The organism is Actinomadura keratinilytica (genome assembly GCF_039539665.1).
GTDB classification, from domain to species: Bacteria; Actinomycetota; Actinomycetes; order Streptosporangiales; family Streptosporangiaceae; genus Spirillospora; species Spirillospora keratinilytica.
The window spans coordinates 1-23,265 of the sequence record NZ_BAABDO010000017.1; the positions used below are offsets into that span (position 1 = coordinate 1).

At 72.8% G+C, this 23,265-nt stretch carries 16 protein-coding genes and 1 pseudogene; 14 read left to right on the top strand and 3 right to left on the bottom strand.

Features of this window, described 5'->3' with window-relative positions; genetic code table 11:
• Positions 1-609, top strand: a 609-nt coding sequence (locus ABD879_RS08575) for a cellulose-binding domain-containing protein (protein WP_345019173.1), incomplete at its 5' end; no start/stop codon positions are given.
• 12 nt (positions 610-621) lie between these two features.
• A complete protein-coding gene (locus tag ABD879_RS08580; protein WP_345019175.1) occupies positions 622-1,284 on the top strand; it encodes a ThuA domain-containing protein in 663 nt (220 codons plus the stop codon).
• Between the two features lie 245 nt (positions 1,285-1,529).
• Here ABD879_RS08580 and ABD879_RS08585 read toward each other — a convergent pair whose 3' ends face one another.
• Positions 1,530-2,456: a hypothetical protein gene (locus tag ABD879_RS08585; protein ID WP_345019177.1), complete on the bottom strand. Its 927-nt coding sequence runs from the start codon at positions 2,454-2,456 to the stop codon at positions 1,530-1,532.
• Positions 2,456-3,295, bottom strand: coding sequence for a SigE family RNA polymerase sigma factor (locus ABD879_RS08590; protein ID WP_345019179.1), 840 nt, complete (start codon positions 3,293-3,295; stop codon positions 2,456-2,458). The genes ABD879_RS08585 and ABD879_RS08590 overlap by 1 nt, the downstream gene beginning before the upstream one ends.
• A 374-nt stretch (positions 3,296-3,669) precedes the next feature.
• On the opposite strand from ABD879_RS08590, the gene ABD879_RS08595 reads away from it, so the two are divergent.
• The 9 genes from ABD879_RS08595 to ABD879_RS08635 all read left to right on the top strand — a co-directional run bounded on the left by ABD879_RS08595 (position 3,670) and on the right by ABD879_RS08635 (position 19,395).
• Entirely contained in the window at positions 3,670-4,953 is a 1,284-nt protein-coding gene (locus ABD879_RS08595) for an ABC transporter substrate-binding protein (RefSeq protein WP_345019181.1), read from the top strand.
• Entirely contained in the window at positions 4,950-5,879 is a 930-nt protein-coding gene (locus ABD879_RS08600) for a carbohydrate ABC transporter permease (protein WP_345019183.1), read from the top strand. Before ABD879_RS08595 ends, ABD879_RS08600 begins: the two co-directional genes overlap by 4 nt.
• Positions 5,876-6,775, top strand: coding sequence for a carbohydrate ABC transporter permease (locus tag ABD879_RS08605; RefSeq protein ID WP_345019185.1), 900 nt, complete (start codon positions 5,876-5,878; stop codon positions 6,773-6,775). The genes ABD879_RS08600 and ABD879_RS08605 overlap by 4 nt, the downstream gene beginning before the upstream one ends.
• Complete coding sequence (gene yicI, locus ABD879_RS08610; protein ID WP_345019187.1) at positions 6,772-9,108, top strand: alpha-xylosidase; 2,337 nt, start codon at positions 6,772-6,774, stop codon at positions 9,106-9,108. The genes ABD879_RS08605 and yicI overlap by 4 nt, the downstream gene beginning before the upstream one ends.
• Complete coding sequence (locus ABD879_RS08615; RefSeq protein ID WP_345019189.1) at positions 9,105-10,484, top strand: GH1 family beta-glucosidase; 1,380 nt, start codon at positions 9,105-9,107, stop codon at positions 10,482-10,484. Before yicI ends, ABD879_RS08615 begins: the two co-directional genes overlap by 4 nt.
• A gap of 80 nt (positions 10,485-10,564) precedes the next feature.
• Positions 10,565-11,590 carry a LacI family DNA-binding transcriptional regulator gene (locus tag ABD879_RS08620; protein WP_378269486.1) on the top strand — a complete coding sequence of 342 codons (1,026 nt, stop codon included), beginning with the start codon at positions 10,565-10,567 and terminating at the stop codon, positions 11,588-11,590.
• 251 nt (positions 11,591-11,841) lie between these two features.
• Positions 11,842-14,895: a glycoside hydrolase family 3 protein gene (locus ABD879_RS08625; RefSeq protein WP_345019193.1), complete on the top strand. Its 3,054-nt coding sequence runs from the start codon at positions 11,842-11,844 to the stop codon at positions 14,893-14,895.
• 85 nt (positions 14,896-14,980) lie between these two features.
• Positions 14,981-17,875, top strand: coding sequence for a beta-galactosidase (locus ABD879_RS08630; protein ID WP_345019195.1), 2,895 nt, complete (start codon positions 14,981-14,983; stop codon positions 17,873-17,875).
• Positions 17,872-19,395 (top strand): alpha-L-fucosidase, encoded by a 1,524-nt coding sequence (locus ABD879_RS08635; protein ID WP_345019197.1) that lies wholly within the window; start codon positions 17,872-17,874, stop codon positions 19,393-19,395. Before ABD879_RS08630 ends, ABD879_RS08635 begins: the two co-directional genes overlap by 4 nt.
• 259 nt (positions 19,396-19,654) lie before the next feature.
• On the opposite strand, the gene ABD879_RS08640 is transcribed toward ABD879_RS08635, so the two are convergent.
• A complete protein-coding gene (locus ABD879_RS08640) occupies positions 19,655-19,849 on the bottom strand; it encodes a DUF397 domain-containing protein (RefSeq protein ID WP_345019199.1) in 195 nt (64 codons plus the stop codon).
• A gap of 388 nt (positions 19,850-20,237) precedes the next feature.
• On the opposite strand from ABD879_RS08640, the pseudogene ABD879_RS33125 reads away from it, so the two are divergent.
• The 3 genes and pseudogenes from ABD879_RS33125 to ABD879_RS08650 all read left to right on the top strand — a co-directional run.
• Positions 20,238-20,420 (top strand): annotated as a pseudogene (locus ABD879_RS33125) (hypothetical protein); the annotation flags it as partial.
• 34 nt (positions 20,421-20,454) lie between these two features.
• Positions 20,455-20,877 (top strand): hypothetical protein, encoded by a 423-nt coding sequence (locus ABD879_RS08645; RefSeq protein WP_345019201.1) that lies wholly within the window; start codon positions 20,455-20,457, stop codon positions 20,875-20,877.
• Between the two features lie 522 nt (positions 20,878-21,399).
• Positions 21,400-23,265, top strand: coding sequence for a rhamnogalacturonan lyase (locus ABD879_RS08650; RefSeq protein ID WP_345019203.1), 1,866 nt, complete (start codon positions 21,400-21,402; stop codon positions 23,263-23,265).

Sequence of the window (23,265 nt, forward strand, 5' to 3'; positions counted from 1 at the left end):
CTGCGCGCGGCCGCCGGGATCCCCCGCGAGGCCGCCGCGGGCACGCACGCCGCGCCGCCGCACGACCCGGCGGGCGCCCAGGCCGGCGACCACGACACCCGCGTCCTGGACGACCCCTTCCCCCTGCCCGAGCCGTCTCCCGGGGGCGGCGCCCGAAAGGCGCTGCTGGTCGCAGGCGGCGCGGCGGGCGCGCTCGGCCTGCTCGCTGTGCCGCTCGTCGCGCTGTCCTCCGGGGCCTTTGAGGGCGGTTCGGCGCCGGGCGGCGGCGCGCCGCCGCCCGCGGCGGGCGCGTGCGCCGTGGCCTACGACGTCGTCGGCGAGTGGCCGGACGGCTTCCAGGCGCGGGTGCGCGTCACCAACCTGGCCGACGCGCCGCTCGACGGATGGCGGCTGGCCTGGTCGTTCCCCGACGGGCAGCAGGTCGCCCAGCTGTGGAACGGCGCGCGGCGCCAGCAGGGCGCCGACGTCGAGGTGACCGCGGCCGACTGGAACCGCACCATCCCGCCGCGCGGCGCCGTGGAGTTCGGGTTCATCGGCCGCAGGGACGGCGCGAACGGCCGTCCCGGCCGGTTCGCGCTCAACGGCCGCACCTGCCGGTCCGAGCGGTGACGGGGAGCGGCCATGCCCAGGGTGCTCGTGTTCACCAGGACCGCCGGCTACCGCCACGCCTCCATCCCCGCCGGGGCCGAGGCCGTCCGGGAGCTGGGCGCCGACCACGGCTTCATGGTGGACGTCACCGACGACACCGTGATGTTCTCCCCCGACATCCTGGCCCGCTACCGGGCGCTGGTGTTCCTCAGCACCACGGGGGAGCTGTTCACCGACGCGCACCGGCGGGCGCTGGAGTCCTACGTGCGGGGCGGGGGCGGCTTCGCGGGCGTGCACGCCGCCGCCGACGCCGAGTACGACTGGCCCTTCTACGGCGAGCTGGTGGGGGCGCGGTTCGCCCGTCACCCGGACGTGCAGTCCGCCACGGTGCTCGTCCAGGACCGCGACCATCCCGCCACGGCCCACCTGCGGCGGACCTGGACGCGCACCGACGAGTGGTACGACTTCGCGTCCGCTCCGAGCGCGCGCGTGCGGGTGCTGCTGACCGTGGACGAGTCCAGTTACGAGGGCGCCGGCATGGGGGAGCCGCATCCGCTCGCCTGGTGCCACGACGTCGGCGAAGGCCGCTGCTTCTACACCGCGCTCGGCCACACCGCCGAGTCGTTCACCGAGCCGCAGTTCCGCGCCCACCTGCTGGGCGGCATCCGGTACGCGGCCCGTCTCGCGGGGTCCTGAACGTCGGCAGGCCCCCGCGCCGGGGCAGGGTGTGTGGGGCGCCGGTGCGGGGGGCCTTCACCGCCATAGTCGTCCGGGCGGCCCGGGGGGTTGCCGCGGTTGCGCAGAACTCCGCGATCGTGTTGACGCGGACGCGCGGAGTGCCTAACGTCGAGGGCAAGCGCTTTCCGAGCGGAGGTGATGCGCGCACCCCAGCGAGGCACCGCGAGCGTCCCCCGCTCGCCGGACAGGACCGGCCGGACGGGTCAGAAGTGGCCCTCGGCGGGGGCGGGCGGGCCGTCCCGCACGGCCGCCCGCACCGAGTAGACGTCCTCGCCCGGATCGTGGGCGGCGGTCCGGTTGTACTGGGCCGCCAAGGTGTACGAGCCCGGCTCCACGGTGCGTCCGGGCAGCAGCGTCCACGTGTAGACGATGGCGTCCGGCGTCGTCTTGACGGACGAGCGGAAGTCGCCGTTGGGCAGCGACAGCCACGAGCCCGCCGACGACACGCGTTCGCCGAGCCGCACCCGGATGGTGACCGTCAGCGCGTGCAGCGGCTCGTGCACGCGCAGCACGACGTTGTTCTGCGCCCAGTGCTCGTTGCTCGCGGCATCCACGGCGCCGCTCGCCGTGAACGGCGACCTCGCGGGACGCTTCGTGCGCCCGGCGCCGCCGGACGCCGAACGCCGGGGCGGCGGCGATTCGGTGCCGCCCGGCGCGGACGGCGCCGCCGATCCGGTGCCGCCGCCGGTCAGCGCGGCGCAGCCGGAGCCGGTGCCGGCGGGCGGCCCGGGCTGGTCGCCGCTGCGCCCGGCCAGCGGCAGCGCGGGGCCGGTGTCCCCCTCGGTGAACCCCCAGAACACCCCCGAGGTCAGGCCGACGACGCCCGCCGTGGCCAGGGACGCCACGCCCGCGCGCAGCCAGCGCCGCTTGGCGTCGTGCGGCGGCTCGACCGCGTGGCGGCCGCCGCGCCGTCCCTCCCCGCGGCCGTCGGCGCGCCCGTGCCCGGCGTCGCCGCCGGAGTGCGCGCCGCCCGCCGCGATCGTCTCGGCGGGACGGTCCATGGCGGCCTCGATCCGCGCCCAGATGCGCTCGCGGTCGGGCTCGTGCCGTTCGGCCTCGGCGTGCAGCCACTCCCGCAGCAGCACCAGGGACTCCTCGGTGCGCTCGGGATCGTTGTCTCGGCCCCCCATCACGCGCCCTCCTGCGGCCGCTCACCCGCCCGGACCGCACCCAGCAGCACGCCGACCGCGCCGCGCCGCCACTGCGCCCCGCCGGAGCGCCCGCCGTCGCCGTCCGTGTCCGCGGGCCCGTCCTCCCCAGGATGCACGTCCGCGCGCCGCCTGTCCTCCCGGCGGGCGTTCGGGCGTGGCCGCGGCCCGGCGCCGCGGCCCTCCCCGCCCGGCGGCTGCGGGCCGCCGAGCGCGCGCTGCAGTTCGGCGACGCCCTTGGAGGTCTGGCTCTTGACGGTGCCGACCGTGATGCCCAGCACCCGCGCGGTCTCCTTCTCCGACAGGTCGAAGGCGAACCGCAGCACCACGCAGGCGCGCTTGCGCTCGGGCAGCCGCTGCAGGGCGGCGCGCACGTCCAGCACGGCGGGCACGTCCGGCGTGTCGGCGTGCTCCTGCACGGTCGCGCCGAGCGCCGCCAGCCGGTCCCGCTCGCGCACCAGGGCGCGGATGCGGCTGTGGCACATGTTCAGCACGATACGGCGGACGTAGGCCAGCGGATGCTCGGAGCCGCGCACCCGGTCCCAGCGGTGCCAGGCGGCGGCCAGGGCGTCGGCGGCCAGGTCGTCGGCCGAGTCCGGGTCGCCGAGCATCAGGTGCGCCAGCCGGGCCAGGTCGCGGTGGTGCCGCTCGAAGAACCGCCGGAACTCCCGCCGGTACGCCTCCTCGTCGCGCTCCGCCTCCGGCGGCGCCCCGCCCGGCCCCGCGGCCGCCGCGCCGCCGGAGGCCGGATCGCCGCATGCCGGGTCGCCTGATGCCAGGTCGTCGGACGCCGGGTCGAACGTGTCGTCGGTGGACCTCATGAGGAGCGCTCCCACGATCGCTGCGGCACGGCCGCCACCGCTTTCGGGGGCGACGTGTGCTGATCATCCCTGGCTTCCGGGCGTCCGAGGGTAACAGCGGGCCGCCGCCGCGGCCGCCGGAACGGGTCCGGACCGCTGCGGCTGGGAGCGCTCCCATACATCACCCCCGTCGGCTCGGGTGTGAAGGAAACTTTTGGAGGCTCCCTATTGTGTCCCAGCTCACCGGAGGTCTACGATCCCACCCAATCGAAGCGCTTCGACACCCTTTCTCGACACCCGCGCCGAGACGACCGGGCGTCCGGCGGCCCGTCCGCGACCGGACCGTTCGCGTCGACCGGCGCGGGGCAGCGAGTTCCCACCCCGGAGGAGCACCGATGAACAGACCAGGCAGGGGCACGGCGCTGCTGGCCGCGCTCGCCGCGGGAGCGCTGGCGCTGACCGCATGCGGCGGCGGAGGCGGCGAGTCCAACCCCAACGAGCTGCGGCTGTGGCACTACGAGTCGCCCGACAGCGCCATGGGCGTGGCCTGGAACCAGGCCATCAAGGAGTTCGAGCAGACCCACCCCGGTGTCAAGGTCAAGTTCGAGGAGAAGGGCTTCGAGCAGATCCAGAAGACGGCGCCGATGGTGCTCAACTCCAACGACGCGCCCGACATCCTGGAGTACAACAAGGGCAACGCCACCGCCGGCCTGCTGTCCAAGCAGGGGCTGCTGGACGACATGTCCGCCGAGGTCGCCAAGCGCGGCTGGGACAAGCTGCTCAGCCCGAACATCGCCGTCACGTCCAAGTACGACGCCAAGGGCGTCATGGGCGGCGACAAGTGGTACGGCATCCCCAACTACGCCGAGTACACGCTCATCTACTACAACAAGGAGCTGTTCGACAAGCACGGCGTGAAGGTGCCGACCGGCTACGACGAGCTGATCAAGGCGATGGACCAGTTCGTCGCCAAGGGCGTCACGCCGTTCACCAACGCCGGCGCCGAGGTCATGGCGCAGCACTTCATCTACCAGCTCGCCCTCGACAAGGCCGACCAGAACTGGGTGCAGGCCTACCAGCGGTACACCGGCAAGGCGAGCCTGACCGACCAGGCGTGGACCGCCGGGGCCACCACGTTCGCCGACTGGGTGAAGAAGGGCTACATCGCCAAGAACTCGGTCAGCCTGAAGGCCGAGGACGCCGGCGTGGCGTTCATCCAGGGCAAGTTCCCGATGATGTTCTCCGGCACCTGGTGGTTCGGCCGGGTGCTCAAGGAGGCCGAGTTCGAGTGGGACACCATGGTCTGGCCGGGCGGCACGATGACGGCCGGCTCCGGCGGCAACCTGTGGGTGGTCCCCAAGGGCTCCAAGAACAAGAAGCTGGCCTACGACTTCATCGACATCACGCTGAAGAAGCACATCCAGAACACCCTGGGCAACGCGGGCGGCGTGCCGGTCGCGGCCGACCCGGCGGCGATCACCGAGCCGAAGGCCAAGAAGCTCATCGAGAACTTCGACCGGCTCGCCGAGAGCAACGGCCTGGCCTACTACCCGGACTGGCCCGTGCCGGGCTTCTACGACAAGTGGGTGTCGGCCGGCCAGAAGCTGATGAACGGCAGCTCGCCCGGCTCGGTGCTGGGTGACCTGCAGAAGGACTACGACAGCGGCGTGCCGAAGTGACCGAGCGGACTGCGAAGCAGGCGGCCGCCCGTCACCGCGACGGCCGCCTGGCCTACCTTCCCTACCTCGTTCCCGGGGTGCTGCTGTTCACCGCCGTCATCGGCGTGCCGTTCCTGATGAACCTCTACACCAGCTTCACCGAGTGGGAGGGCATCGGCACGCCGCGCTGGATCGGCCTGGGCAACTACACCGAGCTGGCCCGCGACGGCGACTTCTGGGCGTCGTTCCGCAACAACGTCCTGGTCATCGTGGGCATGGCGGTCGTGCCGACCGCGATCGGGCTGGTGCTGGCCGCCGTGCTCACCGACCTGATCGACCGGCACTTCGGGCCGCGCACCGCCAGCGTGCTGCGCGCCTGCATCTACCTGCCGCAGGTGCTGCCGGTCGTCATCGCCGGCATCGTGTGGAGCTGGCTGCTCAACCCCGAGAGCGGCGCGGTGAACGCGCTGCTGGACGCGGTCGGCCTGGGCGCGCTGGCGCACGACTGGCTGGGCGACCCCGGCACCGCGCTGTGGACGGTCATGGCCGTGATGGTGTGGGTGCAGATCGGGTTCCCGCTGGTGGTGTTCATGTCCGGACTGCAGCGGGTGGACCCGTCCCTGTACGAGGCGGCCGAGATCGACGGCGCCACCTGGGCCCGGCGGTTCCGGCACGTCACGCTGCCGCAGATCCGTCCGGAGATCTTCGTGGTGCTGCTGTGGACGACGATCGCCGCGCTCAAGGCGTTCGCGCACATCTTCGTGCTGACCAAGGGCGGTCCGGGCGGGGCGACCAACGTGCCGTCCTACTACTCCTACGTCAGCTTCTTCGAGCGCACCGAGGTCGGCTACGGCTCGGCCATCTCCACCGTGCTGACGCTGATCATCCTGGCGCTGACCGTGGTGTTCCTGCGGATGCAGGGCCGTGACATGGGGGAGGAGCGGTGACGACGTTGACCACGCGCACCGCCGGGGCACCGGCCGAGCGACAGCGCCGCTCCACGCGGCGGCCGCGGCGGCGCCGGCGCGGCCCGTCGGCGTACGCCGTGCTGGTCGGCCTCACGGCGCTCGCCGCGATCATGCTGATCCCGTTCGCGGTGGTGGTGTTCAACGCGCTCAAGTCGCCGGCCGAGTACTCGGCCAACGGGCCGCTGGCGCCGCCCGAGGGCCTCTACCTGCAGGGCGTGCGGGACTTCTGGGAGCGCGTCGACTTCGGGCGGGTGCTGTTCAACAGCGCCCTGATCAGCGGGTCGGTCGCGGTCGGCGCGGTGCTGCTGTCGGTGCTGAACGCCTACGCCCTCGGCATCGGCCGGGTCAAGGGCCGCATGTGGGTGCTGGTGGCGCTGCTGATGGCCAACACGCTGCCGCAGGAGGCGCTGGTCTACCCGCTGTTCTACCTGTCCAAGCAGTTCGGGCTGTACGACACCCGGCTCGGCGTGATCATCGTGTTCATCGTCATCCAGAGCGCGTTCGGCACCTACCTGCTGTCGTCGGTGCTGTCGACGTTCCCGCGGCCGCTGCTGGAGGCGGCCCGGATCGACGGCGCGGGCCGCTGGCAGATCCTGTGGCGGGTGGTGGTGCCGGTGGTGCGGCCCACCCTGTCGGTCCTGCTGGTGTTCTTCTTCATCTGGACCTGGAACGAGTTCCTCATCCCCATGGTCTTCCTGCAGTCCAACGACAATCAGACGGTCTCGGTCGCGCTCGGCGTGCTGCACGGGCAGCGGCTGATGGACGCCACCATGTCCAGCGCCGCGGCCCTGCTCGGGCTGATCCCGACCGTCGTCTTCTTCCTGATCTTCCAGCGCACGTTGTCGCGCGGACTCACGGCTGGAGCCATCAAATGAAGTTCACCGACGGCTACTGGATGATGCGCGAGGGCGTGCACGCGTCCTACCCGGCGGAGGTGCTCGACGTCGACGCCGGGCCGGGCTCGTTCACCGTGCACGCCCCCGTGCAGCGCATCCGGCACCGCGGCGATCTGCTCAAGGGACCGGTGGTCACGCTGACCTGCTCCTCGCCCATGCGGGACGTCGTCGGCGTGACCGTCACCCACTTCGCCGGGACGCGGCCGCCGCGTCCGGAGTTCGAGGTGGCCGCCGACCCCGACGTCGACGCGGCGGTGGCCGTGGACGACGACGCGGTCTCCCTCACCTCCGGCGACCTGACGGTGCGGGTGGCGCGCGGCGACGAGTGGCGGGTGGACTTCCTGGCCGCCGGACGGCGGCTGACCGGCAGCGGCTTCAAGGCCATGGCGATCATCGACACCGACGAGGGCCGCCACTACGTGCGCGAGCAGCTCGACCTCGGCGTCGACCACTTCGTCTACGGGCTGGGGGAGCGGTTCGGGCCGCTGGTCAAGAACGGCCAGTCGGTGGACATCTGGAACGCCGACGGCGGCACCGCCAGCGAGCAGGCGTACAAGAACGTGCCGTTCTTCCTGACCAACGCCGGGTACGGGGTGTTCGTCGACCATCCGGGCCGGGTGTCGTTCGAGGTGGCGTCGGAGGCGGTGGCCCGCGCGCAGTTCAGCGTCGAGGGCCAGTCGATGCGCTACTACCTGATCTACGGGCCGACGCCGCGGGAGATCCTGCGCAAGTACACCGCGCTGACCGGCCGCCCGGCGCGCGTGCCGGACTGGTCGTTCGGGCTGTGGCTGTCCACCTCGTTCACCACCTCCTACGACGAGGAGACCGTCACCTCCTTCATCGAGGGCATGGCGCAGCGGGACCTGCCGCTCAGCGTCTTCCACTTCGACTGCTTCTGGATGCGCGAGTTCCAGTGGTGCGACTTCGAGTGGGATCCGCGGGTGTTCCCCGACCCGCCGGGCATGCTGCGCCGGCTGAAGGACCGCGGGCTGCGGATCTGCGTGTGGATCAACCCCTACATCGGGCAGCGGTCCCCGCTGTTCGAGGAGGGCAAGGCGCGCGGCTACCTGCTGAAGCGGCCGAACGGGGACGTGTGGCAGTGGGACAAGTGGCAGCCGGGCTGCGCGGTCGTCGACTTCACCAACCCCGAGGCGCGCCAGTGGTACGCCGCCAAGCTGGACGCGCTGCTGGACATGGGCGTGGACTGCTTCAAGACCGACTTCGGCGAGCGCATCCCCACCGACGCGGTGTTCTATGACGGCTCCGACCCCGAGCGGGCCCACAACTACTACACCTACCTGTACAACCAGACGGTCTTCGAGCTGCTGCGCAAGCGGCGGGGCGAGGGCGAGGCGGTGGTGTTCGCCCGGTCCGCCACGGCGGGCGGGCAGCGCTTCCCGGTGCACTGGGGCGGCGACTGCGAGTCGACGTTCGAGGCGATGGGGGAGAGCCTGCGCGGCGGCCTGTCGCTGGGCATGTCCGGGTTCGGGTACTGGAGCCACGACATCGGCGGCTTCGAGGGCACGCCCGACCCCGCCCTGTTCAAGCGGTGGATCGCGTTCGGGCTGCTGTCGTCGCACAGCCGCCTGCACGGCAGCCACTCCTACCGGGTGCCGTGGCTGTTCGACGAGGAGTCGGTGGACGTCCTGCGCCACTTCACCCGGCTGAAGATGCGGCTGATGCCCTACCTGGCGGGCGCGGCGCGGCAGGCGTACGGCGAGGGCCTGCCGATGATGCGCGCGATGGTGGTGGAGTTCCCCGACGACCCGGCCTGCACCCACCTGGAGCGGCAGTACATGCTGGGCGACGACCTGCTGGTGGCGCCGGTCTTCTCCGCCGACGGCCGGGTCGCCTACTACGTGCCCGAGGGCGTGTGGACGCACTACCTGACGGGGGAGAAGGTGCACGGCGGACGCTGGGTGCGCGAACGGCACGGCTTCGACAGCCTGCCGCTGCTGGTGCGGCCCGGCGCCGTGATCCCCGAGGGCGCCGTGGACGACCGGCCCGACTACGACCACGCCGACGGCGTGACGCTGCGGGTGTACGAGCTCGCCGACGGCGCCCGCGTCACCACCGAGATCCCCGCCCCGTCCGGCGGGGGGACCGCCGCGTCGTTCACCACCTCCCGGGACGGCGCGGCGGTCCGGGTGGCGGCGCAGTTCGCCGGCGGCGCGGACAAGCCGTGGAACGTGCTGCTGGCCGGCGTGGACTCCGTCGCCCGCGTGGAGGGCGGCGCGGCCGCCGAGCACGCGCACGGCATCCTGGTACGCGCCGAAGGCCCGCAGATCGCCATCTACCTGGAGGACCGATGACCTTCCCCGACGACTTCCTGTGGGGCGCGGCCACCGCGTCGTACCAGATCGAGGGCGCCGCCGGCGAGGACGGCCGCACCCCGTCCATCTGGGACACCTTCAGCCACACCCCGGGCCGGGTGCTCAACGGCGACACCGGCGACGTGGCCACCGACCACTACCACCGGTGGCGCGAGGACGTGGCGGCCATGGCCGAGCTGGGCCTGAAGGCGTACCGCTTCTCCGTCTCCTGGTCGCGGGTGCTGCCCGAGGGCAGGTTCAACCCGATCGGCATGGACTTCTACTCGCGCCTGGTCGACGAGCTGCTGGAGCGCGGCATCGCCCCCGTCGTCACCCTCTACCACTGGGACCTGCCCCAGGAGCTGGAGGACGCGGGCGGCTGGCCGCTGCGCGACACCGCCTACCGCTTCGCCGAGTACGCGACCCGCGTCGGCCAGGCGCTCGGCGACCGGGTGCACACCTGGACGACGCTGAACGAGCCGTGGTGCTCGGCGTTCCTCGGCTACGCCTCGGGCGTGCACGCACCGGGCCGCACCGACCCGGTGGACGCGCTGAAGGCCGCGCACCACCTCAACCTGGCGCACGGCCTGGCCAACCGGGCGCTGCGCGAGGTGGTGGCGCCGTCGGCGCGGCATTCGGTCACCCTCAACCTGCACCACCTGCGCGGCGAGCCGGAGGCGGTGCGGAAGGTGGACGCGGTCGCCAACCGGATCTTCCTCGGCCCGATGCTCGGCGGCGGCTACCCGGCCGACCTGCTGGCGGACACCGCGGCGCTCACCGACTGGTCGTTCGTCCGCGACGGCGACGAGAAGACCGCCGCGGCGCCGCTGGACCTGCTCGGCGTCAACTACTACAGCCCCACCCGGGTGCGGCGGTGGGACGGCACGTCCCCGCGCCAGACCGACGACGGCCACCGCGACGGCGCCGCCAGCCCCTTCGTCGGCTGCGACGACGTGGAGTTCCCGAGCCAGCCCGGCCCGTACACCGCGATGGGCTGGCCGATCGACGCCACCGGGCTGACCGAGATGCTGCTGCGGCTGCACCGCGACCACCCCGGGGTGCCGCTGGTGGTCACCGAGAACGGCGCCGCGTTCGACGACGAGGTGGACCCGGCCGGCCGCGTCCGCGACGACCGCCGCATCGCCTACCTGCGCGACCACATCGCCGCGGTGCGCGCCGCCATGGACGCCGGGGCCGACGTGCGCGGCTACTTCGCCTGGTCGCTGCTGGACAACTTCGAGTGGGCCTACGGCTACTCCAAGCGGTTCGGCCTCATCCACGTCGACTACCCCACCGGCCGCCGGACCTGGAAGGACAGCGCCCACTGGTACCGGGACCTGATCGCGGCGGGCGGCGTCCCCGCCGCCGCCCCGTGACCGGGCCGCGGCCGGGCGGCCGGGAGCCGCCGTAGGCGCCGCTATCCTCTCCACAATCGAATCGCTTCACATGTGCGCAGATGGGACGGCACGTGGTAAAGATCACCGACGTGGCGCGCCATGCCGGGGTGTCCCCGAGCACGGTGTCCTACGTGCTGAGCGGCAAGCGCTCGATCTCGGCCGAGACCCGGGAGCGGGTGCTGGCCAGCATCCGCGAGCTCGGCTACCGCCCGCACGCGGGCGCCCGCGCGCTGGCCAGCAGCCGGTCGAACGTGGTGGCGCTGATGATCCCGCTGCGCAGCGGCATCCACGTGCCCGTGGTGATGCAGTTCGCCGTCTCCGCGGTCACCACCGCGCGGCGGCACGACCACGATGTGCTGCTGCTCACCCAGGAGGAGGGCGTGGACGGGCTGCGCCGGGTGGCCGACAGCGCGATGGTGGACGCGCTGATCGTGATGGACGTGCAGATGGACGATCCGCGCGTCCCGCTGCTGCGCACCCTGGACCGGCCCAGCGTGCTCATCGGGTTCCCGGCCGACGCGTCCGGCCTGACCTGCATCGACCTGGACTTCCGGGCCGCCGCCGAGACCTGCGTGCGGCACCTGGCCGACCTCGGGCACCGGTCGGTGGCGCTGGTCGGCTCGCCGCCGGAGGTCTACCGGCGGCGCACCGGCTACGCCGAGCGGGTCGCCGAGGGCTTCCACGCGGCGGTGGCCGAGCACGGCCTGACCGGTGTGCTGCACCCGTGCGAGTCCACCGCCGAGGCGGCCCGCGCGATGGCCGCCCGGCTGCTGGTCGACGAGCACGCGCCGACCGCGGTGGTGGTGCACAACGAGCCGATCGTCGAGCCGCTGGTGCGGGCGTTCCGCGCCGCCGGCCGGAGCATCCCCGGCGACCTGTCGGTGGTGGCCATCTGCCCCGACGAGGTGGCCGAGCGCGCCGAGCGGCCGCTGACGTCCGTCGCCGTCCCGGCCGAGGAGGTGGGGCGGCAGGCGGTCGAGCTGCTCATGACCAAGCTGGAGGGCGTTCCGGTGCCCGACGCCACCCTCGTGCCGCCGCGGCTGACCGCGCGGGCCAGCAGCGGGCCCGCGCCCGTGCCGTCCTGACCGACACCTCCCGCCCCGCCGACCGTCCGATCCGACCGACCGTCCGAAGGAGGACCCCGGAAGAGTACGTCCACCGCTTAATCGAAGCGCTTCGATTTCTCGTGCGCGGGCGGCGCGGGCGGCGCCGCCGGGACTGGACGTCGAAACGCTCACCCGAACCGACACGACCGCACACGAACGGACAACTGCATACAGCGCTATCGGGGGATGGGGCCGAATTTTCTGATCGTCGCACGAATCGAGGAGGCGTGGTGCCGATCACCCGTCCGAAAACGTCCAGACGCACCCGTTCACCCGGCCGCTTCCGGCGGCCGCTGATCCCCGTGGCCGCCGCGGCCCTGGCCGCCGTCACCTCGGTGGGGCTGACCGCCGCACCGGCGGCCGCCCGCGACACCCTGCCGTTCCGCGACCCCCGCCTGCCGGTGGAGGCGCGGGTCGCGGACCTGCTCGGGCGGCTGACGCTCGACGAGAAGGTGTCGCTGCTGCACCAGTACCAGCCGGCCATCCCGCGGCTGGGCATCAAGCGGTTCAAGACCGGCACCGAGGCCCTGCACGGCCTGGCCTGGTCCACCGACATCAACGCGGGCGGCGCGGTGCGCACCGCCACCGCGACCGTCTTCCCGCAGTCGGTGGGCCTGGGCGCCACCTGGAACCCCGACCTGCTGAAGAAGATCGGGTCGGCGGTCGGCGACGAGGCCCGCGGCTACAACAAGGAGAACTCCGACGTCTGGGGCCTGCAGCTGTGGGCGCCGGTGGTGAACCTGCTGCGCGACCCGCGCTGGGGCCGCAACGAGGAGGGCTACTCCGAGGACCCCCTGCTCACCGGCGCCCTGGCCACCGCGTACGGCACGGGCATCCAGGGCGAGGACGGCGAGTACCTCAAGGCCGCGCCGGTGCTCAAGCACTACATGGCCAACAACAACGAGGTCCGCCGCGACCAGACCAACTCCAGCCTGCGCCCCCGGGTGAAGAAGGAGTACGACGAGGTCCCGTTCAAGGTGCCGCTGCAGGCCGACGCGGCGACCGGCGTCATGACGGCCTACAACCTCATCAACGGGCGCCCCGCCACGGCGCACTCCGACGTCAACGACCTGGTGCGCAAGTGGGCCGCCAAGCCGCTGTTCAACGTCACCGACGCGGGCGGCCCCAACAACCTGGTCGGCTCCCAGCAGTACTACGGCACCCTGGCCGAGGCCGACGCGGCCACCCTCAAGGCGGGCGTGGACAGCTTCACCGTCGACGACACCAACTCGGCCAACACCGTCAACGCCGTCAAGGAGGCGCTGGCCAAGGGCCTGCTGGCCGAGTCCGACGTGGACCGGGCGGTGCGCAACATCCTCACCCTGCGGGTGCGGCTCGGCGAGTTCGACCCCGACGGCGGCCCGTACGGCAAGATCGGCAAGGAGGCCGTCGACAGCGCCGCGCACCGCGCCCTGGCCCGGCAGGCGGCCACCGAGCAGATGGTGCTGCTGAAGAACCAGGGCAAGACGCTGCCGCTGGACGCCAACCGCACCAAGAAGGTCGCCGTCGTCGGCCCGCTCGCCGACACCCTCTACACCGACTGGTACTCCGGCGCCCTGCCGTACCGGGTGACCCCGCTGGACGGCATCAAGAACCGCCTGGGGGGCAAGGGCACCGTCGAGGGCACCGAGGCCGCCGACCGCGTCGCGCTCAAGGACGCCGCCACCGGCCGGTACCTCACCGGCGGCGGCGCGGCCGAGGGCGACTTCCTCCGGCTGGGCGCCACCAGCGCCGACGCCACGGCCCAGTTCGACGTGTTCGACTGGGGCCAGGGCAAGCTCACCCTGCGCAACGTCGCCAACGGCAAGGTCGTCGGCCGGTGGAGCGATCCGGCCGACAACAACTCCTGGACCGACTACTTCAAGAACGACCAGGCCCAGCCGAACGGCTGGTTCGTCCAGCAGATGTTCGACCTGGAGAAGCAGGACGACGGGACGTACCTGGTCCGCTACGCCGGCTACGAGAAGGACGAGGGCTGGGCCGAGCCCGACAAGACCTACCTCAAGGCCGCCGCGGACGGGCGCCTGGTGCTCGGCACCAAGGCCGAGGCCGCCCGCTTCACCCGCGAGGTGCTGCGCAGCGGCGTGGACGAGGCGGTCGAGGCCGCCACCGGCGCCGACGCCGCCGTCGTGGTCGTCGGCAGCATGCCGTTCATCAACGGCCGGGAGGCCCACGACCGCACCTCCATGGCGCTGGCCGGGGCCCAGTCCGAGCTGATCAAGGCCGTGCGCAAGGCCAACCCCAACACGATCGTGGTGGTGGAGAACAGCTACCCCACCACGCTCAACTGGGAGCAGGACAACGTCCCGGCGCTGCTGTGGACCAGCCACGCGGGCGCCGAGACCGGCAACGCCCTGGCCGCGGTGCTGTTCGGCGACACCAGCCCGTCCGGGAAGCTGCCGCAGACCTGGTACCGGTCCGAGGCCGACCTGCCCGACATCCTCGACTACGACATCGTCAAGAGCGACCGCACCTACCTGTACTTCAAGGGCAAGCCGCTCTACCCGTTCGGGCACGGTCTGTCGTACGCCTCGTTCCGGTACGGCACGCCCCGGCTCAGCGCGCACTCGGTGGCCGCCGGCGGCACCGTCAAGGTGAGCGTCCCGGTCACCAACACCGGCCGCGACACCGCCGACGAGGTCGTCCAGCTCTACACCCACCAGCGGACCTCGCGGGTGAAGCAGCCGGTCAAGCAGCTGCGCGGCTTCGAGAAGGTGCGGCTGGCGCCCGGCCAGACCAAGACCGTCACCTTCACCGTGCGGGCCGCCGACCTGGCCCACTGGGACGTCACCCGCGACAAGTGGACCGTCGAGAACGCCGTGCACGACCTGCTCATCGGCTCCTCGTCGGCCGACATCCGGCAGCGCGCCGCGCTGAAGGTGCGCGGCGAGACCGTCCCCGCCCGCGACCTGGCCAAGGCGACCCGCGCCGCCGACTTCGACGACCAGCAGGGCGCCGAACTGGTCGACGAGACCAAGGTGCGCGGCGACGCGGTCGGCGCCGGCTCCGGCGACTGGATCTCCTTCGCCGGCGCCGACCTCGGCCGCGGCATCACCGGGATCAAGGCGCGGGCCGCGCGCGAGGGCGCGGGCGACGCGGCGATCGAGGTCCGGCTCGGCGGCCCGAACGGCCGCAAGGCCGGCACGGTCACCGTGCCCTCCACCGGTGACCGGTACGCCTACCGCGACCTCACCGCGCCGGTCTCCGGCGCCGCCGGACGCCAGGACGTCTACCTGGTGTTCACCGGCGACGTGCGGCTGAGCTCCTTCTCCTTCACCAGGTAACCCCCCGCCGGGCGGCGCCCCGACCGGGGCCCGAGGCGCCGCCCGGCCTCCTCCTGGCCACCCCCCCTCCTGGAAGGACACCGTCATGCCAGGAAACCCCCGAAAACTGACCGCGCTGCTGGCCGCCACCGCCGCGGCGGCCGGGCTCTGGGCGCCCACCGGCGCCGCCGCCACCGAGACCGCCCCCACCGCGGCCTCCGCCGGGAAGACCGCCCACCGCGTCACCTACGACCGCTACTCGCTGAAGGTCGACGGCAGGCGCGTGCTGCTGTGGAGCGGCGAGTTCCACTACTTCCGCCTGCCCAGCCCCGACCTGTGGCGGGACGTGCTGGAGAAGATCAAGGCCGCCGGGTTCAACGGCGTCTCCCTGTACTTCCACTGGGGCTACCACTCGCCCGCGCCCGGCGTGTACGACTTCACCGGCGTCCGCGACGTGGACCGGCTGCTGCGGCTGACCGAGGAGCTCGGCCTGTACGTGGTGGCGCGCCCGGGCCCGTACATCAACGCCGAGACCACCGGCGGCGGGTTCCCCGCGTGGCTGAAGAACGTGCCGGGACGCGCCCGCTCCAGCGACCCCGGCTACACCCGCGCCTACCGCGAGTGGCTGGCGCGCATCAACCCGATCATCGCCCGGCACCAGGTCACCCGCGGCGGCTCGGTGATCGCCTACAACGCCGAGAACGAGTACGCCGCCAACACCGACGCCGCCTACATGGAGGACATCCAGAAGCAGGCGCGGGCCGCCGGCATCGACGTGCCCATCACCCACAACCAGTGCTGCGACGCGTCGTGGACGCCGACCTGGGCGTCCGGGCAGGGAGCGGTGCAGATCCCCGGCGTGGACGACTACCCGCAGGCGTTCGAGTGCCGCGAACCCGACGTGTGGGGCACCTGGGGCGAGGGCGTCACCGAACGGCTCAGCGACGACGCCCCCGTGTACGCCGCCGAGTACCAGGCCGGGGCGATCGACGGGAACAAGGCCGGGTACGACAAGTGCCGCGAGCTGACCGGCCCGAACTTCATGAAGGTGTACTACAAGTCGAACCTCATCGCCTCGGGCGCGACGATGTTCGGCTACTACATGTCGTTCGGCGGCACCAACTGGGGCCGGCTCGCCCAGCCCAACGACGTCTACACCTCCTACGACTACGGCGCCGCGATCACCGAGAACCGGCAGCTCACCGGCAAGTACGACGAGTTCAAGCGGCAGGGCCTGTTCACCACCACGGTCGCCCCGCTCACCAAGACCGACCCGGCGGCCGCGCCGGAGCCCGGCGGCGGCGCCGTGCACACCGAGGCCCGCGCCAACCCCGACACGCGCACCCAGTTCGTGCTCGTCCGGCACCCCGACCGCACGACCGACGCCGACGCCTCCGCCGACCTCACCTGGAACGCGCCCGACGGCACCTACACGGTCCCGGTGCGGGTGAAGGGCCGCGACGCCAAGGTCCTGGTGGCCGGGTACGACATGGGCGGCCAGCGCCTGGCGGTCTCCAGCTCCGAACTGCTCACCCACACCGCCGCGGACGGACGCGACGTCGCCGTGCTGTACGGCACCGAGGGCGTCCCCGGCATGACCGTGCTGCGCTACACGTCCAAGCCGACCGTCAAGGTGCTGGACGGCGACGTCCGCGCGAGCTACGACGGCAAGGGGGACCTGCGGCTCGACTACACCCACCGGGGCCTGGCCCGCGTGCTGGTCACCGGCGGCGGACGGCGGCCGCTGCTGCTCCTGCTCGGCACCGACGCCGAGGCCGCAAAGTTCTGGAAGCACGGCGACGTCCTGGTGCGCGGCGGCTCGCTGGTGCGGTCCGCCCGCGTCGCCGGCGACACCGTCCACCTGCGCGCCGACACCGACGAGGCCGCCGGCATCGAGGTCTTCGCCGGCGCCGCCCGCATGACCGTGAACGGCGCGCCCGTCGCGGCCCGGCGCACCGCCGCCGGCACGCTCACCGGCCGCGTCCCCGGCCCCGCCCGGGTGCGGCTGCCCGAGCTCACCGGCTGGCGCACCGCGCCCGGGGCGCCCGAGGCCCGCCCCGACTTCGACGACCGGGACTGGACGGTCGCCGACCGCACCGCCACCGTCAGCCCGATCAAGCCGAAGACCCTGCCCGTCCTGTACGCCGACGACTACGGCTTCCACCACGGCCACGTCTGGTACCGGGGCCGCTTCACCGCCACCGGCGAGGAGACCGAGGTGCGGCTGAACGCGATCACCGGCAAGGGCGGCAGCTACCAGGTGTGGCTGAACGGCCGCTACCTGGGCTCGGCTGCGGGCGGCGAGCAGAAGGACTCCGACGCCCCGGTCAACCCCGACCCCGGGCCGGGGAGCTTCGCCATCCCGTCCGGGCTGCTGACGAAGGGCCGGACCGCCGTGCTGTCGGTCCTGGTGGAGAACATGGGCCACAACGACGACTGGACGGCCGACGACGTGCGGCACAAGCAGCCGCGCGGCCTGGTCGGCGCGTCGGTGACCGGCGCGTCCGGCCCGATCACCTGGAAGATCCAGGGCGCGTCCGGCACCGACCGCGTGCGCGGCCCGCTCAACAACGGCGGCCTGTACGGCGAGCGCACCGGCCGGCACCTGCCCGGCTACCCCGACCGCTCGTGGACGCCGGCGTCCCCGGCCGGCCGCGCGGTCGACGCGGGCGTGACCTGGTACCGCACCGGGTTCCGGCTCGACCTGCCCAAGGGCCACGACGTGCCGCTGACCCTGCGCTTCGGCGGCGGCAGCGGCGCCGCCCACCGCGTGCTGATCTACGTCAACGGCTGGAGCCTCGGCGAGTACGTCAGCGGGGGACCGCAGCGCGACTTCACCCTGCCCGCCGGGATCCTGCGGCAGCACGGCGACAACACCCTGGCCCTCGCCGTGGTCGCCGAAGGCCGCGCCGCGGTCGGCCCGGTGAGCCTGAACGCCGCGGCCGTCCACCGCGGCGGCGTCCCCGTCTCCGACGTCCCCTCACCCGGGAGGACCTCATGACGCACCCGATCGGCCGCCGCGGCCTCCTGGGCGCGGCGGCCGCCACCGCCGGGGCGGCCGCGCTCCTCGGCGGCGCCCCCTCCGCCGGGGCGGCGTCGGCGCGCGGCAACCGCTACGCCCTGCAAAAGCGCTTCGTCGACTGGCGCTTCGGCATGTTCCTGCACTTCAACATGGGCACCTACCACGACGCCGAATGGGTGGAGCCCGACCGGGACCCGCGGACCTTCGACCCCGCCGACCTGGACTGCGGCCAGTGGGCGGACGCGGCCAAGGCCGCCGGCATGAGGTTCGGCGTGCTGACCGCCAAGCACCACGACGGCTTCTGCCTGTGGCCGTCGAAGCACACCGACTACACGGTGGCGTCCGGTCCGGCCCGGGGGCGCGACATCGTCGCCGAGTACGTGCGGGCGTTCCGCTCGCGCGGCCTGGCCCCGTGCCTGTACTTCTCCATCTGGGACCGTACGAACGGCGTCGGCCCCGCCGGGTTCGACGACCGCCCGCCCATCACCCGCGAGGCGATCGAGTTCGTCAAGAACCAGCTCACCGAGCTGCTCACCGGGTACGGGCCCATCCCGCTGCTGATCTTCGACGGGTGGGCCTGGCACTGGGCGTTCGGCCACCGGTCGGTGCCGTTCCACGAGATCCGCGAGCACGTGGCGGCGCTGCAGCCCGACTGCCTCGTCCTCGACCTGAACGGGTTGAGCGTCCCGTGGCACTCGGAGCTGCTGTTCGTCGAGGAGACCAAGGGCGGCGTGTTCTGCCCGCCCGGCAACACCTACGCCGCCTCGCAGGGGCAGACGATCGCCCCGGCGGGCTGGTTCTGGCACCCCTCGACCCCGGGCGACCTGCTGAGCGCCGACGAGATCGTCGACGGCCACCTCAAGGTGCTCGAACCCCGGTACTGCACCTTCATCCTCAACTGCCCGCCCAACCCGCGGGGCCTGCTGGACGGCACCGTCGTGCGGACCCTGCGCGAGGTGGGACGGCGCTGGCGCCCCGACCGGAGCCGCCCGCCCCTGCCGCCGCAGCCCGACGTGGTGACGCATCCGCTCACCCCCGTGGCGGCCACCGCCACCAGCGGTGACGCCGCCCTGGCCGTGGACGGGCACAGCGACTTCGGCTGGAACGGCCAGGCCGACCAGACGCTGTGGACGTCGGACGCCGCGCCCGGCAGGAGGGCCCCGCAGGCGGTGACCCTCGACCTGGGCCGCGTGTACTCCGGGATCGACGTGCTGACCTACCTGCCGCGGCAGGACACCCGCACGGACTTCGTCCTGGAGGACTTCCGCACCGACGGCAACATCACCTCCTACCGGATCGCCGTCAGCGCCGACGGCAGGACCTTCCGCCCCGTCGCCCGCGGCGACTGGGCGGCCGACCACACCCCCAAACAGGTGACCTTCCGCCCGGTCACCGCCCGCTACCTGCGCCTGGAGGCCCTGTCCGCCTCCGGCGGCGGCCCGGCGATCGCCAGCGAGATCGGCTGCGGCGGCATCACCGCCCGCCCCCGCCCGCTGTAGCCGGCACAAGGGGGGTGAGGGCCGCCTCACCTGCCCTCACCCCCTCCTCACGCCCGCCCTCTGCGGCCAGGTCCCCGCGTCGGCGGTAGAGCCCGCGCCCGGCTGTTCGGCGCTCACGCCGTCCGAGTTCGCCGCGACGCCGGTCTGCCCATCCCTGCGAGAGCGGAATCTCGCGCTTCGGTCGGATGTCACATGTCGGCTGCGACAGTGACGCGGTCGCCGAATCCGTCCGGGGGCATGACCAGCAGCGCGGCGTTCGTCACAGGGCCGGGCCGTTGGAGTTGATCAAGCGGATGAGGGTCGCGAACTGCTCGGCGGTCAGCACGAGGTGCCCGCCCTCCGGGCGCCTGCTGCCGCGCACGCCGACGGCCCCGGCGAGCTTGGCGGTCTCGACGCACTGGGCGGTGGTGCCCTCTGTCGAGCGCCTGCTCTTGCGCCAGACCGGGGAAGTCATGTCATGGTCTCCGAACCTTTTTCGTTCGGCGTCTCTGCAAAGGCCACGCTTGCGCTGTTGACGACAGAACCGCAGGTAGTAGGCGATGAGCGCTCACATGGAGGACTTGGGATCGGGGGACGGCCGGTGGGTCGTTCTCGCCTCCGGACTTTCTGTCGGTTGCAGGAGTTACTCGCAACCCGGACCAGCTTAGGACGGTGTGCGCAGTCTGTGAGGTGGAGCGCAGAAACTGTCACCCGGGGGAGTGGTTCAAATGGTGCAGATCGTGCGGCCTGGGCGTAAGGCGGTCGGTTGCATCGTGGATATCGCCGTGGGCGGTGCGTGCGCGTGGCGGCTTCCTGCCGACGCGCGCTGCGCTTCGGTCGGCCGCTCCCTCCTCCAGGCCGCGATGACGACGCTGGGCCTGAGCCGTGACCTGGTCGACACGGCCGTTCTGGCCGTCAGCGAGCTCGTCACCAACGCGTTCGACCATGGGGTGCGGGCCGGGCCTGCCGACCCGATCGCCCCTCCCGAGTTGTGGATATGGGCGCGGGCCTTCCCGGCGCCGCAACTGGTGGTGACCGTCTTCGACACCTGTCGGACTTCATGGCCGGACACGGCCTCCCGTGGACTGCTCGACGAGCACGGCCGGGGCGATCGTCGATGTCGTCGCCGATGCCTGGGGAGCTCACCCGTCCCGGTCCTGGCTGGCGGAGGTGAGCATGCGGGGGAAGGCGGTCTGGAGCGCCTTCGGGCTGCCGGGGCCCTGGCCCGACCCGCGCCTGACCTTCCCGCCCTCCCAGGCCGCCCGGCACCTGGCCGCCACGCTGGCCGCACGGGGAATCGCCGGCGTCGACCTGCGTCACACGGAGGGCGTCTCCCCGGTGAGCGTTCCGCTCTCCGCCCGCGATGCCGTGAACGTGTGGGGGGAGCCGGGCCATCCGTCCTTCGGGGACTCCGGCGGCGGCCGCGTCCGCTGCCCGCTGGTCAACCTCCATGACGTCGTCGAACACCTCGTATGCCGCTTCGAGGAGCGCCAGGGCGGATAGCGATGTCCTGGGGATGGGGGTGGATGAACCGCCTGTTCGGGACATGGTGGTGCCGGGCTGCTGGTCGGCCGGCGCCCGCACAACGGCCCGGCTGCCACGCCCGGGTGCGGCCGAGACGGGACGGCACCGGTGCGCGAAGGTCCGGCCGCAGCCCACGACCGGGTTCGTAGCCGAAGCGGACGCCGCGCAGCTCCACCCGGTGCGCCTGCCGCGCGACCGGGCGCGTTCATCAACCACCCCGACGCCGACTTGTCCGCCCCAGCCTGGAACAGGGGAACGGCCGGGCGGCGGGGCGTCCAGCCGCGTCGGCTTGCTGTGTCCGAGCGGGCGCTGACGGTGTTTGCACGCTCGTGCTCCCGTGGGGGCGCGAAAAGTTTCGGGCGTTCGGGCAGGTCGGCGGGGTGGTCGTGAAAGAAGCGTGAAAACCGCCGGACCGTCGGGCGGGTTCGGGGCTACCTTCGGGAAAGCCCTTTCCCGCAGGGCGGCGCGAGCGCCGCCCGGGGCCACCGCAAGGGAGGAGCCGTGACTCGTCCACCCCGCGGACGGCACGCCCGCAGCCGCGTCGCCACCCCGCTGACATCGATCGCCCTGGCCGCCGCCGCGGCCGCCGCCACCGCCGTGGCGGCGCCCGGCGGGCCCGGGATCCGACCGGACCCGCGCGCCGCCGCGGCGCGGCAGGTCGAGGACCTCGACCGGGGGCTGATCAGCGTCCGCTCCGGCAACGGCAACTACGTGGGGTGGCGGCTGCTCGGCACCGACCCGGCGGAGACCACCTTCAACCTGTACCGCGGGTCCACGCGGATCGCGTCGGTCACCGACTCCACCAACTACTACGACGCGGGGGCCGCCGCCGACGCGACCTACACGGTGCGGCCGGTGGTGAACGGTGCCGAGGGGGCGGCGTCGGAGACGTCGCTGCGGTTCGGCGACGGCTACCTCGACGTGCCGATCCAGCCGCCGTCGTCCTCCTACAGCGCCAACGACGCCGGCGTCGGCGACCTGGACGGCGACGGGCGGCAGGAGATCGTCCTCAAGTGGGACCCCGCCAACTCCAAGGACAACTCCCAGTCCGGTTTCACCGACCCGGTCTACATCGACGCCTACCGCCTCGACGGCGCCCGGATGTGGCGCATCGACCTGGGCCGCAACATCCGCGCCGGTGCCCACTACACCCAGTTCCAGGTGTACGACTACGACGGCGACGGCAGGGCCGAGGTGGCGATGAAGACCGCCGACGGCACCGTGGACGGCACCGGCCGCGTCATCGGCGACGCGTCCGCCGACCACCGCAACTCCAGCGGCTACATCCTGTCCGGGCCCGAGTACCTCACCATGTTCAACGGGCAGACCGGCGCCGCCATGCAGACCGTCGACTACGTCCCGCCGCGCGGCGACGTCGCGTCGTGGGGCGACTCCTACGGCAACCGCGTGGACCGCTTCCTGGCGGGCACCGCCTACCTCGACGGCTCCCGGCCCAGCCTCATCATGGCCCGCGGCTACTACACCCGCACGGTCATCGCGGCCTGGGACTGGCGCGACGGGCGCTTCACCCGCCGCTGGACGTTCGACACCAACAGCTCCACCAACGTCGGCCAGGGCTACGACGGCCAGGGCAACCACGCGCTGACCGTGGGGGACGTCGACGGCGACGGCCGCGACGAGATCGTCTACGGCGCGATGGCGGTCGACGACAACGGCTACGGCCTGTGGACCACCAGGAACGGCCACGGCGACGCCGCCCACCTCGGCGACTTCGACCCGGCGCGGCCGGGCCTTGAGTACTTCAAGGTCGACGAGGACTCCGCCAAGCCGTCGTCGTGGTACGCCGACGCCCGCACCGGCCGGATCCTGTGGTCGACGCCCGCGTGCTGCGACAACGGCCGCGGCGTCGCCGGGGACATCTGGAACGGGCGGCTCGGCGCGGAGTTCTGGTCGGCGGCCGACGCCAACCTGCGCAGCGTCACCGGCAACAACGCCGGCCGCAAGCCCTCGTCGATCAACTTCCTGGTGTGGTGGGACGCCGACCCGGTGCGCGAGCTGCTGGACGGCACCCACATCGACAAGTACGGCCCCGACGCCGACACCCGCCTGCTGACGGGGTCGGGCGTGGCGTCCAACAACGGCACCAAGGCCACCCCGTCGCTGTCCGGCGACCTGTTCGGCGACTGGCGGGAGGAGGTCGTCTGGCGCACCACCGACAACACCCGGCTGCGCATCTACACCACCCGGGACGTGACCGACCGCAAGATCTACACCCTGCAGCACGACACCCAGTACCGCGTCGCGCTGGCCTGGCAGAACACCGCCTACAACCAGCCGCCGCACCCGAGTTTCTTCATCGGCGACCGCATGACCGCCCCTGCTCAGCCCTCCGTCTACGTCCGCTGA